Here is a 15,844-nt window from a genome sequence, read left to right as displayed (position 1 = left end):
AGATCCCTCGTCTACTGTCCGCCCATCGAAAGAGGACGGACATGGCGGATACACTCAAACCCTCGCGTGATATTTCGCGGCTGGTCGAAATCATGGCGGCGCTCCGGACGCCCAAGACAGGCTGCCCTTGGGATCTCGAGCAGACGTTCGAGACGATCGCGCCCTACACGATCGAGGAAGCTTACGAAGTTGCCGATGCGATCGCGCGCAAGGATCTCGTCGATCTCAAAGACGAGCTGGGCGATCTTCTTTTGCAGGTCGTCTATCATTCGCGGATCGCCGAAGAACAAGGCGCGTTCGCGCTCGGCGATGTCGTCCTGTCCTCGACGAAGAAAATGATCCGGCGGCATCCGCACGTGTTCGGTGACGGGGCGGCGCGCGATCCGGCCGCTGTCAAATTGACGTGGGAAGAGATCAAGGCGGAGGAGCGGGCCGAGAAAGCTGCGGAGCGTTCGCACTTACCGGGCACCGCCTCATCGCCTTCGCACAAGTCCGCGACGTTGGCGGATGTTCCGGTTGGTCTTCCGGCTTTGACGCGCGCCATCAAGTTGCAGGACAAAGCCGCGAGAGTCGGTTTCGATTGGCCGAACCTTCAGCCGGTGTTCGAGAAGCTGAAGGAAGAAATCGGCGAGCTGGAAGAGGCTTTGGTTGCGTCCGGCGACTCCCCTCCGGGGAGCCGGCCGCCGAGCGGGAACCAAGATGCGATAAAAGAAGAGTTCGGGGATATGCTGTTTGTGATGGCGAACATCGCGCGGCATCTGAAGCTCGACCCGGAGGCTGCGCTGCGTGCGGCCAACGATAAGTTCGTTCGGCGTTTTGCTCACATCGAAAAGGCGCTGGGCGAACGGGGCAAATCCCCGTCGCAATCTTCGCTCGCCGAAATGGATGCGCTTTGGGACGAGGCGAAAGTGATCGAGAAGGGCTAAGCCCCCTTCGCGTTTCGTATTGCCTCGGAAATGTGCTCGGGTCGAAACCCGAGACCGAGGAGCCGCGCCGGGATACGCGAGAAGAATGGCAAGCCCGTCATGATCCGCAGCAGGAGCGGCGGCTTCAGGGGACCGGTCGCAGTAAGCGTCTTCGCGATCACCATATTCTGAATGCCGAGCTGCAACCGCTGCGTCGCGCGCGTTGGAAATTCCCTGCGCGCCTGCACGGCTTCGAGATCCCTAAACGTCAACAGTCCGCTCTTGAGTGGTTGCCATAGCAGATTGGCGGCGGCAACGGCGTCCTGAACCGCGAGATTGATACCGACACCGCCCACGGGGCTCATGGCGTGCGCGGCATCACCGATGCAGAGCAAGCCAGGCCGCGCCCACGTCTTCAGTCGATCGACCACGACAGTCAGAAGTTTGACGTGATCCCAGTCGGCAATGTCATTCGCGCGTGCGGCCGCGAACGGCAGGAGCTTTCCCACCGACTTCCGGAAAGCGTCGAGACCGGCTGCGCGAATTCTCGCATCGCCGCCTTTTGGAATAACGTATGCGCACTGCCAATAGTCTCCGCGCTGAAGCATGACGAAGATATGTCCGGTATCGAACCGGCCCTGCGTCTCTTCCGTGTCAGTCGGCAGTCTGGGCAGCCGGAACCACATGACGTCCATCGGCGCGCCGAAGTTTTCGCCGACGAGGCCAGCGGCGCCTCGGAGGACCGACGAGCGTCCGTCGGCCGCGACCACGAGATCGGCATTGATGATTTCATCGCCGGCCGGCGTCTTGACCTTCACCCCCGTTACGAGAGCACCGTCGAAGACGAGCCCTGTCGCTTCCGCGTTCATCTCGAGGTGAAAAGTCGGATAGGCGCGGCCCTTGTCAGCGAGAAAATTCAGGAAGTCCCATTGCGGCATCAGAGCGATGAACTTCGTCGAGATCGGGAGATGCGAGAAATTCGCCATCTCGAAGCGCGTATCGCCGAACTGGGCGTAGATGCTCTTCGTCTCTTGATGTGGCAGCTTCAGAAAATCACCGAGCCAGCCGAGTTCCTCCATCAACCGCAATGTTGACGGATGAATTGTATCGCCACGAAAGTCGCGAAGAAAATCCTTATGCTTTTCGAGAACCGTCACGCGGACACCAGCGCGTGCCAGAAGCACTCCCAGCATCATCCCGGCGGGTCCGCCGCCCACTATGCAGCATCTGACGCGTTCATCCACGCGGACGAGCTTAGACCGATATCCCGGCTTTGCGAAGCTGTCCGATTACGCGGGCCTTCTTTTCGTTCGGCACGCGAAGCCGCAATTCGATGCTGCCGTCCTTGCGGGCTTCTCTCGCGAGAACATCGCACGTTTCGTGCAGCCAATTGAGAAGCGCACCATTGCTGCCCGGAACGATCACATCCAGAATCTCGTCGGACGCGCCGAGGCGGTCGTCGATCGTGTGAAGCAGTGGCGCCATGCCCTCGCCTGTCGCGGCCGAGACAAGCACGGGAGGCCGCGCATTGCGATGCACTTCGTGTTGTAGCTCAGTCCGTCGTTCCGCAGGCAGAAGATCGATCTTATTCCAGACTTCGAGAATATGACTTTCAACGGGCAGCGTATCGATGCCGAGATCCGCCAGCACCTTCTCGACGTCTTGCGCCTGCGCTTCCGTCTCTTCATGGGCGATGTCGCGCACGTGAAGAATGAGGTCGGCTTCAACGACTTCTTCGAGCGTCGCGCGGAATGCGGCAACGAGCATGGTCGGCAAATCGGAAATGAAACCGACGGTATCGGAGAGGATGATGCGGCGCGCGCTCGGAAGTTTCACTTCGCGCATGGTGGGGTCGAGCGTCGCGAAGACTTGGTCCATCGCGACGACGCCGGCGCCGGTGATCTTATTGAAGAGCGTCGACTTGCCGGCGTTCGTATAGCCGACGATCGCGACGATCGGGTAAGGCACCTTGCGGCGTCCCTTGCGATGCAGATCACGCGTTTTCACGACATCGGCCAAGTCGCGTTTGAGCGCGTCGATGCGATCTTGCAGCATGCGCCGATCGAGTTCGATCTGGGCTTCACCCGGGCCGCCGAGAAAGCCGCCGCCACCGCGCTGACGTTCCAAATGGGTCCAGGCACGAACGAGCCGGCCTTTTTGATAGGTCAAATGCGCGAGTTCGACTTGCAGCACGCCTTCGCGTGTTCGTGCACGCGCGCCGAATATCTCGAGGATGAGGCCAGTGCGATCGAGAACTTTGGCGTTCCACGCCTTCTCGAGATTTCGCTGCTGCACCGGCGTAATGTTGTAATCGACGACGACGAGGCCGATCTCAAGCTCCTCGACGAGGTTCTTGATCTCTTCGACTTTTCCCGACCCGAGCAACGTCGATGGCCGCGGCTCGGAAATCGGGACGATCGTCGAGTCTATGATGTCGAGTTCAATTGCGTTCGCGAGACCGACCGCTTCGGCAAGGCGATTTTCAGGCGTGTGGACTTGTGCGGAAGACTTCGCCGTTGGCGCGGACTTGGCTTTCTGCTGCCGCTTGAATGCTGGCACAACGACGAGCGTTCGCGTTCTCGGCGCCCTCGTCTCCTTCGAGATGCGCCGCCGCTCGCGGTTTCGTCCGCCCTCGTGCTTTTCGCCTTCCCCGTCTTTAGAGCGCGAGGTCAACCTGCGGCGCTTTCATCCTGGTCGTTGAGATTGACGGGACCGCCCGGCATGATCGTCGAAATCGCGTGCTTGTAAACGAGCTGGGAGTGACCATCGCGGCGCAGGAGAACGCAGAAATTATCAAACCAGCTGACGATGCCTTGGAGTTTCACGCCATTGATGAGGAAGATCGTTAGAGGCGTTTTATTCTTACGAACATAATTTAAAAAAGTGTCCTGCAGATTCTGAGGTTTTTCAGCCGCCATTTTTGTTGTCCGTTTTTTATCTCGACGTCTTGTTTAAGCGTCTTCTCGTAAACGACTGGCACCGTCGGGTTCGATAACGACGGAGCACCGATGCAGCGGTCACCATGAAATGTGGTGGGTAACCGAAGCGACCGCACTTTACATCCACCATTGCCGCGCACAATGCGGCAACATTCGCACCTTCCTCACGCTGAAAATTCAGCAACCTGATGAAATCTCAATCGGAGTTGGCGGGAAAGCTTTCCCGGCCGCCCATCCCCAATTGCAACCCCGTCTATATTCACCACAGGCATGACGATATTCGTCGCGGACGTCACGAACGCTTCGCCGGCCTTCAGCGCCTCGTCCCGGCTAAAGGTCCGCTGTTCAATTTTTATTCCCTCCTTTTTGGCAACGTCCATGACGGTTGCCCGGGTGACGCCAGGGAGGATGTTGTGATCGAGCTGGCGTGTGACAAGGATACCCTCGGGTGTCACGATCCAGGCATTGCTCGATGCGCCTTCTGTGACATTGCCCGCGGCGTCCACGAACCAAGCTTCGCGGGCCCCTGCCCGGCGCGCTTCGTCTTTCGCCAGAACCGCAGGAAGCAGCATCACCGTTTTGATATCGCAACGGCCCCACCGGTTGTCCGGGATCGTCTTCACGGCGATGCCCTTTTCGGCAAGCTCGGCCGACCATCCGCGCCGGTGAGCGCGAGCAAGCACCACGAGCGTCGGCGCGGTCGTCGAGGGCGGCAACGCAAAGTCTCGCGGCCCCGCGCCGCGCGAGACTTGCATATAAACGATACCGTCGCGCACGCGATTGCGGTCCATCACGACTTTTATGACATGGAGCAGTGCGCCCTCGGACATCGGCGGGGGGATCGCGAGTTCTGCGAGCGATCGGGAGAGCCGAGCCAAGTGGCGAGACGCATCGACCAGCCCGCCGTCGCGTATTTCAATGACTTCGTAAATCGCGTCGGCCAGTTGGAAGCCGCGATCCTCGACATGAATAGCGGCCTGCGAATACGGCCGGTAGGCGCCGTTGACGTAAACGATGCGGGTCAAGCGAACGTGCTCCTACGACGCCGATCTCAGATCGCCGCTGCGCTGCTCGGATGAAACGCCGAGGGCGCGAAGCTTACGATGCAATGCCGACCGCTCCATGCCGACGAACTCGGCGGTTCTGGAAATGTTGCCACCGAACCGGTTGATCTGCGCGAGAAGGTATTCGCGTTCGAAGATTTCACGCGCCTCGCGGAGCGGAAGCGACATCAAGTGTTCGGCGCCGCCGTTGACCGGCAGCGGCACGTTGGAGCCGATTTCGTCGGGAAGCATGTCGGCGGTGATCGCCGCATTCGGTTCGCCACCGGCAAGGATCAAGAGTCGTTCGACGTTATTGCGGAGTTCGCGAACGTTGCCCGGCCAATCGTGTGCTTGCAGCACGGCGATCGCGTCCTCACCGATGCGGCGGGGGGCGAGGCCTGACGTCTGGGCGACCTGACCGATGAAATACTGGATGAGTTCGGGAATATCTTCGCGGCGCTCGGCGAGACTCGGCACACGCAGCGTGACGACGTTCAGGCGGTGGTAGAGATCTTCGCGGAAGCGTCCTTCGCGGATGTCCTGTTCGAGGTCGCGGGAGGTCGACGAAATGATCCTGACGTCGACGGAGACCTTCTGCGATCCACCGAGGCGCAGAAACTTCTGCTCGACGAGCACGCGCAGGATCTTGCCTTGCGTCTCCATCGGCATGTCGGCGACTTCGTCGATGTAGAGCGTTCCGGTGTGCGCCTCTTCGAGCGCGCCGACTTTGCGCGGCCCACCGGTGCGGTCTTCGGTTCCGAACAGTTCGTCCTCGACGCGGTCCGGAACCATGGCTGCAGCATTAAGCACGACGAACGGGCCGTCGGCGCGCAGCGATTTCTGATGGAGAACGCGGGCAGCGAGTTCCTTGCCTGTTCCCGAAGCGCCGCGGAGCATGATGCGGCTGTTCGTCGGGCCGGCCTTGTCGATGTTGTTTTTCAGCTGGTTGATCGCGGGCGACTTGCCGATCATGTCGGCCGAGACGACGGAGCGCTCCTTCAGCTCGCGGACTTCGCGTTTCAACTGAGACGCTTCGAGAGCGCGCAAGGCGACGAGGATGAGGCGATCGGACTTGAACGGCTTCTCGATGTAGTCGTAAGCGCCGCGCTTGATGGCGGTTACGGCCGTTTCGATGTTGCCGTGGCCCGAGATGATCACCACCGGCAGATCCGGGTAGGTGCGCTTCATCACGGTCAGAACTTCGAGCCCGTCGAGGCGGCTTCCCTGCAGCCAGATGTCGAGGATGACGAGATGAGGCCTGCGGTCTTCGATCGCGCGGAGCGCTTCATCGCTGTCGCGAGCCAAGCGCGTGCGATGGCCCTCGTCCTGGAGAATGCCGGCGATCAAATCCCGGATATCTGCCTCGTCATCGACGATCAATATATCAGCTGACATTGCTGCGCTCCTGGGGGGTTAAGCGTTTCATTTCATGCTCTGCCTGCAACGTAGACTGCGGCGCGAATTTCATCTGAAGACATGCCTCGGGACGGTCCTGCCTTGATCGGCAGTGTCAGCCGGACCAGAGCGCCGCGTGTTCGCGTATCGCTTGCCGGAGCGTCCTCGAGGGCCAAGGTGCCGCCGTGCTGCTCGACGACTTTCTGCACGATCGCGAGACCAAGGCCCGTGCCCTTCGCTCTCGTCGTAACATAGGGTTCGAGAAGCTTGGCACGGTTTTGTTTGGGAAGCCCGATGCCGTTGTCGATGACTTCGATCGCGACGCGATCCGGTGATGGGACGAGCCGCACTTCGATCTCGCCTTTGTAGCCGGGCGGACGGCCTTGCGCCTCGCCAAAGGATTCAATCGCTTCGGCGGCGTTCTTGATGAGATTGGTGACAGCCTGCGAGATCAACCGCAAATCGAAGTGCGCCGTCACCGGGCGATCGGGCAGCGCGAGTTTGAAGTCGAGATCCTTGTTGCCTTCGCGGAAGAGGATTGCGGGTTCTTGGACCGCAAGTCTCAGATCCTGATCGGCCATCACGGGCTGCGGCATGCGGGCGAACGAAGCGAACTCGTCGACCATGCTTTTGATCTGGCCGGTCTGGCGTTCGATTGTCTGCGTCAGCGTTTCGAACAGCTCGCGGTTTTCGCCGATCTGGCTGCCGAACTTCTTGCGTAACCGTTCGGCTGAGAGTTGTATGGGCGTGAGGGGGTTTTTGATTTCGTGCGCGATGCGCCGCGCCACGTCGGCCCAGGCACTGGTCCGCTGCGCCAGCACGAGTTCGGAAATGTCGTCGAACGTGACGACGGAACCGACGTCCCCCTCGCCTGCTCTCTCGTGGGTGATCCTGACAGCGAAGGTGCGTTCCTCGTCGCCGATCTGTTTCTGGATCTCGTATTGTTTGCTCTTCGGCCCGGGCTCGTCGCCGGAGGCCAGCACGGGCGCGAATTCGGGAACGACATCCTTCAATGGCTTGCCGACGACCTCTGCGCTCGAGAAGCCGAGCAAACGTTCGGCCGAGCGGCTGATGAGCGTAATGCAGTCGGCGCTGTCGAGACCGATGACACCGGCGGAGACGCCCGACAGAACGGCTTCGATGAAATTCCGCCGCTCCGTCAATTGCGCATTCGTTGCGACGAGCGCGCTCTGCTGCTGCTTCAGATCGCGCGTCATGACGTTGAATGTGTGGGAAAGGCGGCGGAGATCGCCTTCGCCGCGGATCTCGGGCAGCGCGAATTCGAGATTGCCTTTCGAGACCTCTTGCGCACCTGCGATCAGTCGGCGGATCGGCGCGACGAACCGGCCTGCGAACCACATGCCGACCCAGATCGCGGCGAGCAGCGACGTCATCGAAATCATGAAGTAGATGAGGCCGTGCGCGACCTTGAGGCCGCCCTTGGCCTGTCTCAGCCGCGTGTATTCGTAGACGTTCTGCTCGGTGCTCTGAAGGTGGCTGATGACTTTCGGACTGACGCCGCGCGCGACGTAGAGATAGCGCCCCGGCATGCTGTCGATTTTTGCGATTGCGGAAATGCGATAATCGCTCGACGGTCTCGACAATGCGACTTGACCGGATTCCGCTTGTTGAATCGCAGCCGGGGGCGGCACGACATATGGCAGTTTCGGATCGTCGAGTGCTAGGACGATCGGCACGCCTTCGGAGTCGATCACATAGGCCGACGTCAAATCGCGCAAGCCCGCCTGGCCGATGAGAAACTTTTGAAACGCATCCGGATCGGCGTTTAGGGTCGCGACTTCGCCGTTGATATCGCGGACCATGTTGACGATGTCGGTCCGGATGATCTGGCTGTGCTCGTCGACGTAGGCTTTCGCAACGTCGTAGGAGTTCTCGACGATGGCGCGCGTGCGGCCGGAAAACCAGCCGTCGAGGGAGCGTGAGAAGGTTGTCGTTGCGGCGACGGCGAGCAGTACGGCCGGTAGCGCGGCCGTCAGCGTAAAGAGAGCGACGATGCGTGTGTGCAGCCGAGCCCCAGGCACCTTCTGCTTCCACGCGCTGCGGAGGCCCAAGGCTTGCCAGACAATCGTGCCGAACATCGCGACGATGAGGACGGCATTCACCGTCAGCGCCGTCCAGACGTATTCGTTGCGCGGCGTGATCGCGGTCAAGCCCGTCAGGATGAGATAACTCCCGAGGGCGGAGATCAAAGAGAGCAGAACGACGCCCAGGCCGAACCAAAAAGCCCGGTCGGAAGGATTGAGCGGTGTGGCTCCTTCCTCGACTAGCGCAGCAGCAGGCACCTTATCGCGCGGAGCGATCGTGTCGGCTTTGCCATTGCTGTTGCTGGCGCTCATCAGTTGTCGACCAATCCAACTACTGCTCTGAATTCGTTCTCAATAGCCCCGCCCGTCCAAACTTAGGACGGCATTTCCCGACCGGGGTATTCCGTTCCGGGCGAGCCAGCAGCGACGACAACGCTACAGCTGCGGATTACCAACAGCCTAACTGTGACATTTTCGCGACGGGTGTGGCGCACATCAAGCGCCAAACGCATCTTTGGTCAAGTGCTGTGGAAAACTTTTGGGATTCAGAGTCGGATTGTCGGCGTTGGAAGTCAGCCCTCGACTGTGCGGAAAACCCGGATGTTGAGGTCCCGAATTCGCGCCCGCAACGTATTCCGGTTGAGCCCGAGAAGCTCCGCCGCACGAATCTGATTGCCCCTCGTCGCGGCGAGCGCCGCGCTGAGCAGCGGCTTCTCGACATCGCGGATGACCCGATCGTAGAGGCCGGGCGGCGGGAGATCATTTCCGAACGACGAGAAATACCGCTGGAGGTATCGTTCGACGGCCTCGCCCAGATCGCCGCTTTCAGCTGCACCTCCGGCTTGGGGCGCGATCGCTGAACCCGCAAGTTCCTGCTCGACGATTTGAGCGGTCAGCGTGTCCTGCGTGTAAAGCGCGACAAGGCGGCGGACGACGTTCTCAAGTTCGCGGACGTTGCCGGGCCAAGGATGCGACTTCAGCCGTTCGATCGCTGCAGTCTCGATCGATTTCTGCCCGAGGCCTTCCCGCGACGCCTGTCTCAGGAAGTGGCGGACGAGATCGCCGATATCTTCGAGGCGCTCGCGCAGCGGTGGCAAGCGGATCGGCACGACGTTCAAGCGATAGAAAAGATCTTCGCGGAAGAGGCCCTGCTGAATCTGCGTTTTGAGATCGCGGTGCGTCGCCGCGATGATGCGGACGTTGGTCTTGATCGGCGTGCGGCCGCCAACGGTCGTATATTCGCCCTGCTGCAGAACGCGCAGGAGCCGCGTCTGCGCTTCGAGCGGCATGTCGCCGATCTCGTCGAGGAACAGCGTGCCGCCCTCGGCCTGCTCGAAGCGGCCGGGTGTGCGGGTTTGAGCGCCGGTGAAGGCTCCCTTTTCATGTCCGAAAAGTTCGCTCTCGATCAGTTCGCGCGGGATCGCCGCCATATTGATCGCGACGAACGGACCGTGACGGCGTTTGCCGTAGTCGTGCAGGACGCGCGCGACGAGTTCCTTGCCCGTGCCGCTCTCGCCATTGATCATGACCGTCAGATCGCTCTGCGTCAGCCGTGCCAGGACGCGATAAATGTCCTGCATGGGCAGCGAGCGGCCGATGAGCGGTAACTCATCGGTCTCGCGTTCGGTCGTCACCGTCTGGCGTTTGCGGCCGGGCTCCGAGAGAGCACGCGAAACCACTGCCACCACTTCGTTGAGATCGAACGGTTTCGGAAGATATTCGAAAGCGCCCTTCTCGGCTGCCGTCAGCGCTGTCATCAGCGTGTTCTGCGCGCTCATGACGATGATCGGCAGATCCGGACGCAGCTTCTTCATGCGTGGAATGAGATCGAATGCGTTCTCGTCGGGCATGACGACGTCGGTGATGACGACGTCGCCCTCACCTTGACTCACCCAGCGCCAGAGCGTCGCCGCGTTGCTTGTCGCGCGAGGCGCAAAGCCGGCTCGCGCCAGTGCCTGGTTCAAGACAGTACGAATAGCCGTATCGTCGTCGGCGATCAGAATTGTGCCTCTGGCCATCAAGTCTCTCTCGTGGTCGGCACCGGAGCAGGCCGCGTGCGTTGCATGGGAAGCAGCACGCGGAAGATCGTGCGCTTGGGTTCACTTTCACATTCGATGATGCCGCCGTGATCGGCGATGATTTTGGCGACCAGGGCAAGGCCGAGGCCGCTGCCAGACGCTTTGGTGGTGACGAAGGGGTCGAACAGGTGCGGCTTCAGATGCTCGGGGATGCCGCAGCCGTTGTCCTCGATCTGGATCATCAGAGGGAGGCTCACGCGCGTATCGGAGCCGGGAAGCGATAAGCGGACGCCGGGCCGGAACGCCGTCTGCATGATGATGCGGCCGGTGTCGGTTTTATCGCCGATGGCTTCCGCAGCGTTCTTCAGAAGATTGAGGAAGACCTGAACGAGCTTGTCGCGGTTGCCGAGTACGTGCGGCAACGAGGGATCGTAATCTTCAATGTAGCGGACGTTGCGGCCGAACCCATGCTCCGCGATGCGTCGAACATGATTGAGAACGTCGTGGATGTTGACTGCGTCTTTCGAGATTGGCCGCTCGTCGCCGAACACTTCCATGCGATCGACGAGGTTACGGATGCGATCGGTTTCGGAACAGATGAGCTGGGTCAGCGCGCGATCGTCGTCGGAAAGACCGGGCTCGAGCAACTGAGCGGCGCCGCGAATGCCGGACAGAGGATTTTTGATCTCGTGGGCCAAGACGCCCGCCATGCCGGAGACTGAACGCGCGGCTGCACGATGCGTCAACTGCCGCTCGATCATCTGGGCCATCGAGCGCTGTTGCAGCATGACGAACATGTTGCGCGGCTCTTCCGGTAATGGACCGCCATAGACGTCGACGAGCTTTGCGCCCGAGAACCGCGGCGTCGCGACCTCGATCCCGTATTCATTGACGGTCGAGCTCGTGGCCTGCACCTGCTCGATCAATCCGAGCAACGGGCACCCGAAAGCGACGATGTCGGAGATCCGGCTTCTTGTCAGCGCGGATGCGCCCATCGAGAAAAAAGCTTCAGCAGCGGCGTTGGCGAAAACAATGGTCTGATCGTTGGCGATCACGAGTATCGGGTGCGGCAGCGCACTCAATAAATCCTCGCCGTCGACTATTCTGGCGAGAGGCGGTGGCGCCGAAGCGCGATCAGATTTGCGTACCGATGCCGACTTGCTACTCATGCTGCGCGTGACTCCGGACAAGAATAAAACGTCTTCAGGCCGTCGAGCACGCGCTCGGGGTCGAGCATCGTGCATAGCTTGGCCCGCCAAGACTTGACGACCGCTTCGCTGGCGCCGCTCGACGCCAAGTACCAACCGATGTGCTTTCGTGCGTTGCGCACGCCGAGTTCCCTGCCGTAATGGCCGAACATTGCTTCGACATGTTCGAGGGCGATATCGCGCTGCGCGTTGAGTTCAGGGTCGCCGGCGTCACGGCCCGAGGATAAGAAGTTCGCTATGCGCCCGGGCATCCAAGGTGCACCGTAAGCGCCGCGCCCGATCATGACGCCTCTCGCGCCCGACGCTTCGAGCGCAAGCGCTGCATGCTCGGGGACAAGGATATCGCCGTTCACGAGGACCGGAAGCGACGTTGCTTCAACGACGGGGCGCACGGCGGACCAATCGGCCGTTCCGGTGAAGAACTGACATCTCGTCCGGCCATGCACGGTGATCAGCTTGATGCCTTCCGCTTCCGCCCGCTTCGCCAGCTCCGGAGCATTTTGGGTATTGTTGTCCCAGCCGAGCCGCATCTTCAGCGTCACGGGGACTTTGACGGCGCCGATGACGGCTTTGATGAGCGCCTGGGCGTGGTCGAGATTGCGCATGAGCGCGGAGCCAGAGAGCTTGCCCGTCACCTCTTTGGCGGGGCAGCCCATATTGATGTCGATGATGTTCGCGCCCTTGGCTTCGGCGATACGGGCGCCTTCGGCCATCCACCGCTCTTCGCGACCGGCGAGTTGTACGACAAACGGCGTAATATCCCGGCCCTCAACGCGGCGCAGCACATCGAACCGCGATTTGACCAATTCCTCGCTGGCGACCATTTCGGAAACAACGAGGCTGGCCCCGAGCCTATGGGCAAGCCGGCGGAAGGGCAGATCGCTCACTCCCGACATCGGCGCCAAGACTGCGGGCGGCGCGCCATTTACTATGTTCTCTAACATGTGGACGAGACCAGTCCCCACCTACTGCCTATTCCATGTGCAGTTCGCATTTGTGCCGCGAGTTTGGGCAGACTAGGCGCGAGGCGTTCATTTCGCAAGGGTGAACAAGACGTTTGGGAATTGCCGATTTGACGCGGCTGAGCATCTGGCCGTTATGAAATTGGCAGGAGCTGTTTCAGCCGGCTCTTCTCAAAGGCGACAGGGTGTTGCGAAAGATCTCGGCAGCGGGCAGGGAAAGCCGGGGCTCAATCATAGTGCATTTCAAAGGAGATCGTATCTTGCGCATTGCCGCTTTGATCGTCGCGGCCGGTCGGGGAACGCGCGCTGCTGCAGCTCAGGGAGCAGGTCCGAAGCAGTATGCGGTTATCGGAGGCAGAACGGTCCTCACCCGGGCGATCGAGGCCTTCGCGGGTCATCCCGAGATCGACGAGATCAAGGTCGTCATCCATCAAGACGACACTGAATTGTACAAGCAGGCCACGGAAGGATACGGGCTCGGCAAGCTTTCAAGTGCGGCGATCGGAGGCGCGAGCCGGCAAGCGTCAGTCCACCGGGGGCTCGAGGCTTTGGCTTCCTCCGCGCCAGACCTCGTGTTGATCCACGATGCAGCGCGGCCGTTCGTTTCGTCGAAAACCATCTCGAACGTGATCGCGGCTCTTCGTGAGCGGCCCGCCGCATTGGCGGCTCTTCCGGTCACGGACACCTTGAAGCGAGCGGACGGTGACGGCCTCGTGACGGAAACCGTTGCGCGTGCCGGACTATGGCGGGCACAGACGCCCCAGGGTTTTCTATTCGCGCCGATCATCGATGCCCACCGCGCCGCGGCTGATAAGGGTTTGGATACGTTCACCGACGACGCCGCAATCGCGGAATGGGCTGGGCTCAAGGTTGCCGTCGTCGAGGATTCGACCGGGAACATCAAAATCACAACGGCAGAGGATCTCGAATTGGCCGACCGGCAAATGACAAGCGCGCGCGAACCTCGCACCGGCACGGGATTTGACGTTCATCGCTTCTGCGAAGGCGATCATGTCTGGCTCGGCGGCGTAAAAATTCCGCACACACATAAATTGGAAGGTCACTCGGATGCCGACGTCGTTCTGCACGCGCTGACGGATGCTCTGCTTGGCGCTATCGGCGATGGAGACATCGGCCAGCACTTCCCTCCTTCCGATCCCAAATGGAAAGGCGCAGCGTCGCGACTGTTTCTGGAGGACGCCGCGCGCCGCATCCGTGAAATCGGCGGGCAAATAGGCAATGTCGATATTACGGTGCTCGCTGAAGCTCCGCGTGTCGGCCCTCACCGGCCGGCGATGCAGGCGCTGATCGGCGAGGTCTTAGGCCTTCCGGCCAACCGCGTCGGTATCAAAGCCACGACGATGGAAACGATGGGATTCGTCGGACGCCGTGAAGGCATTGCCGCTATGGCGACGGCGACGGTGTTCGTGCCCGCGGACAGCAAATGAGCGAAGCGTCCCATTCGAAGTTTGAGGACATCGCATCGAACCTCGCGCTGCGAACGACGGTTCGCAACGTCGCCTTGCTCAACCTCGGATATTTCGGTGTCGAGTTTGCGGTGGCACTCGCGATCGGCTCCGTTTCACTCTTTGCCGACAGCGTCGACTTCCTGGAAGACGCCGCGATCAATCTGCTGATTCTCGCCGGTTTGGGCTTCAGCCCTCTCCGTCGCGCCAAGCTCGGAATGCTCCTCGCAGTGATTATTCTCGTTCCGGGCTTGGCGACACTCTGGACTGCTTGGCAAAACTTTTCCGACGGCCGCGTTCCCGAAGCCCTGCCGCTCAGCCTCACCGGGCTTGGTGCGTTCGCAGTCAATCTCATGTGCGCGCGATTGCTCGCACCGTTTCGAACGACAGGCGGAAGCCTGACCCGAGCAGCATTCCTGTCGGCGCGGAATGACGTGGCGGCGAATGTCGCGATCGTGTTTGCCGGGCTCGCGACGGCGGCCACTTCATCTCAGTGGCCCGATCTCATCGTTGGTCTTTCCATAGCGGCGCTCAACGCCGGCGCGGCCCTCGAAGTCTACCAAGCCGCGCGAAATGAACACGTTTCGGCGAAACCGTGACACTTGAGTTGCATCCGCTGTCAATTCGAACTTCGGAACGAATTGATGCTGCTTTGCAATGGCTTTGGTCGTTGACCATCAAGGCAGAATCGCGGCATCAAACAGGCAAGTGGTTGTATTGCCACGACCCACGAGAGTGCTCATACGGGAGCCGATATGAACATCATGCCCCAAAATCTAGAACGCCAGCCAGTTGATGACTCCATCAGCACGATAGCTGAGGCACAGTCAGAAATGTGCCTGGCGACCCGTGTGCGTCAGCTCTCGCGTATCGTCACGAGAGTCTATGATGATGCCTTGCGCCCACTCGGCATCACCGCGAGCCAGTATACCTTGCTCGCGCAGCTGGCTTCTCGCGACGGAATCACGGCCGTCGAGATCGGACACGAACTCGATATTGAAAAGTCGACTCTCTCTCGCAACTTGAAGCGACTGTTAGCGCTCGGCCATATCATCATGGATCCTCCCGCCGGACGGCGTGGACGCGGCTTGCACCTTACGCCCAAAGGCCAGGCCGTTCTGAAGGATGCCTACCCGATTTGGCAAGACGCCCAGAAGCGAACTGTCGGGGCCATGGGTTCCGACAGCCGGACGGTGCTCGATAGCCTACTGTCACACGCCGAAGTCCTGGCCGCGGCTTGATCAGCCAAGCCGTTTGCACATTCTTCTCTCTCTAGATAGCCTTGCCGGGGAGTGCTTCATCTGAAGCGCTCCCCGCTTTCTTTTCGGCGTGAGGCTCCCCCGTGTTTCCTGCTGATGTTCTCGAAGACGCAAGCCGGTTAATTGACACTTTGAGAGCCCGGCGCCGTTTGCTGGCGACGGCTGAAAGCTGCACAGGCGGACTGGTCTCCAGCGCGATAACGGCCGTTGCCGGCTCGTCCGACGTCTTTTTCGGCGGGTTCGTGACCTACGCCAATGGTGCCAAGTCGGGCATGATCGGCGTCGATGCCGAACTGATCGAGCATCATGGCGCGGTAAGCGAAGCTGTTGCCCATGCCATGGCCGATGGCGTCGTTCGCACGACCGGTGTTGATCTCGCCGTTTCGGTCACGGGCATTGCGGGTCCGGGCGGTGGCAGTCCCCAGAAGCCTGTGGGCCTCGTTTATATCGGGATCGCTTCCGTCTACGATGCACCGCGGGTGGAACGTCATACTTTTGGGGAGATCGGGCGGGATGAAGTCCGGCTCGCGAGCCTCCGGGCTGCTCTGAGAATGCTTCAAGAGGCTGCCGGATGAGACGGGCGAGATCTTCGGTTTCAATTCGC

At 60.7% G+C, this 15,844-nt stretch carries 14 protein-coding genes; 5 read left to right on the top strand and 9 right to left on the bottom strand.

Annotated elements, in window-relative coordinates; translation table 11 throughout:
• The first annotated feature begins 41 nt into the window (after positions 1 to 41).
• The gene (gene mazG, locus G359_RS11200) at positions 42 to 926 is read left to right on the top strand and encodes a nucleoside triphosphate pyrophosphohydrolase (protein ID WP_045836203.1); all 885 of its coding nucleotides are present in this window, start codon (positions 42 to 44) and stop codon (positions 924 to 926) included.
• Here the strand turns inward: mazG and G359_RS11195 are convergent.
• The 9 genes from G359_RS11195 to dusB all read right to left on the bottom strand — a co-directional run bounded on the left by G359_RS11195 (position 923) and on the right by dusB (position 12,497).
• Positions 923 to 2,149, bottom strand: a complete 1,227-nt coding sequence (locus G359_RS11195; RefSeq protein ID WP_045836202.1) for an FAD-dependent oxidoreductase — start codon at positions 2,147 to 2,149, stop codon at positions 923 to 925. The genes mazG and G359_RS11195 overlap by 4 nt on opposite strands.
• Positions 2,150 to 2,159: 10 nt before the next feature.
• Positions 2,160 to 3,509 carry a GTPase HflX gene (gene hflX, locus G359_RS11190; RefSeq protein ID WP_045837907.1) on the bottom strand — a complete coding sequence of 450 codons (1,350 nt, stop codon included), beginning with the start codon at positions 3,507 to 3,509 and terminating at the stop codon, positions 2,160 to 2,162.
• A 65-nt stretch (positions 3,510 to 3,574) separates the two neighbouring features.
• The gene (gene hfq / locus G359_RS11185) at positions 3,575 to 3,823 is read right to left on the bottom strand and encodes an RNA chaperone Hfq (RefSeq protein WP_045836201.1); all 249 of its coding nucleotides are present in this window, start codon (positions 3,821 to 3,823) and stop codon (positions 3,575 to 3,577) included.
• A gap of 185 nt (positions 3,824 to 4,008) precedes the next feature.
• Positions 4,009 to 4,869: a D-amino-acid transaminase gene (locus G359_RS11180; protein ID WP_045836200.1), complete on the bottom strand. Its 861-nt coding sequence runs from the start codon at positions 4,867 to 4,869 to the stop codon at positions 4,009 to 4,011.
• Positions 4,870 to 4,881: 12 nt separating this feature from the next.
• Positions 4,882 to 6,282: a nitrogen assimilation response regulator NtrX gene (locus tag G359_RS11175; protein WP_045836199.1), complete on the bottom strand. Its 1,401-nt coding sequence runs from the start codon at positions 6,280 to 6,282 to the stop codon at positions 4,882 to 4,884.
• A 32-nt stretch (positions 6,283 to 6,314) separates the two neighbouring features.
• Positions 6,315 to 8,639: a sensor histidine kinase NtrY-like gene (locus G359_RS11170; RefSeq protein WP_082072898.1), complete on the bottom strand. Its 2,325-nt coding sequence runs from the start codon at positions 8,637 to 8,639 to the stop codon at positions 6,315 to 6,317.
• Positions 8,640 to 8,899: 260 nt separating this feature from the next.
• Positions 8,900 to 10,345, bottom strand: coding sequence for a nitrogen regulation protein NR(I) (ntrC, locus tag G359_RS11165; RefSeq protein WP_045836198.1), 1,446 nt, complete (start codon positions 10,343 to 10,345; stop codon positions 8,900 to 8,902).
• Positions 10,345 to 11,514, bottom strand: a complete 1,170-nt coding sequence (locus tag G359_RS11160; protein ID WP_045836197.1) for a two-component system sensor histidine kinase NtrB — start codon at positions 11,512 to 11,514, stop codon at positions 10,345 to 10,347. Before G359_RS11160 ends, ntrC begins: the two co-directional genes overlap by 1 nt.
• Entirely contained in the window at positions 11,511 to 12,497 is a 987-nt protein-coding gene (gene dusB / locus G359_RS11155) for a tRNA dihydrouridine synthase DusB (RefSeq protein WP_045836196.1), read from the bottom strand. Before dusB ends, G359_RS11160 begins: the two co-directional genes overlap by 4 nt.
• A 278-nt stretch (positions 12,498 to 12,775) precedes the next feature.
• On the opposite strand from dusB, the gene G359_RS11150 reads away from it, so the two are divergent.
• The 4 genes from G359_RS11150 to G359_RS11135 all read left to right on the top strand — a co-directional run bounded on the left by G359_RS11150 (position 12,776) and on the right by G359_RS11135 (position 15,815).
• Complete coding sequence (locus tag G359_RS11150; RefSeq protein WP_045837905.1) at positions 12,776 to 13,963, top strand: bifunctional 2-C-methyl-D-erythritol 4-phosphate cytidylyltransferase/2-C-methyl-D-erythritol 2,4-cyclodiphosphate synthase; 1,188 nt, start codon at positions 12,776 to 12,778, stop codon at positions 13,961 to 13,963.
• On the top strand, positions 13,960 to 14,580 hold the full coding sequence (locus G359_RS11145; protein ID WP_045836195.1) for a cation efflux transmembrane domain-containing protein: 621 nt from the start codon (positions 13,960 to 13,962) through the stop codon (positions 14,578 to 14,580). Before G359_RS11150 ends, G359_RS11145 begins: the two co-directional genes overlap by 4 nt.
• A 252-nt stretch (positions 14,581 to 14,832) precedes the next feature.
• Positions 14,833 to 15,222 (top strand): MarR family winged helix-turn-helix transcriptional regulator, encoded by a 390-nt coding sequence (locus G359_RS11140; protein ID WP_245279992.1) that lies wholly within the window; start codon positions 14,833 to 14,835, stop codon positions 15,220 to 15,222.
• Positions 15,223 to 15,323: 101 nt separating this feature from the next.
• Positions 15,324 to 15,815 carry a CinA family protein gene (locus tag G359_RS11135; protein WP_045836193.1) on the top strand — a complete coding sequence of 164 codons (492 nt, stop codon included), beginning with the start codon at positions 15,324 to 15,326 and terminating at the stop codon, positions 15,813 to 15,815.
• Positions 15,816 to 15,844: the final 29 nt, after the last annotated feature.

It is taken from the genome of Hyphomicrobium sp. 99, from assembly GCF_000384335.2.
In the GTDB taxonomy this organism is placed as follows: domain Bacteria; phylum Pseudomonadota; class Alphaproteobacteria; order Rhizobiales; family Hyphomicrobiaceae; genus Hyphomicrobium_B.
This window is presented reverse-complemented; position numbering and strand designations above follow the sequence as displayed.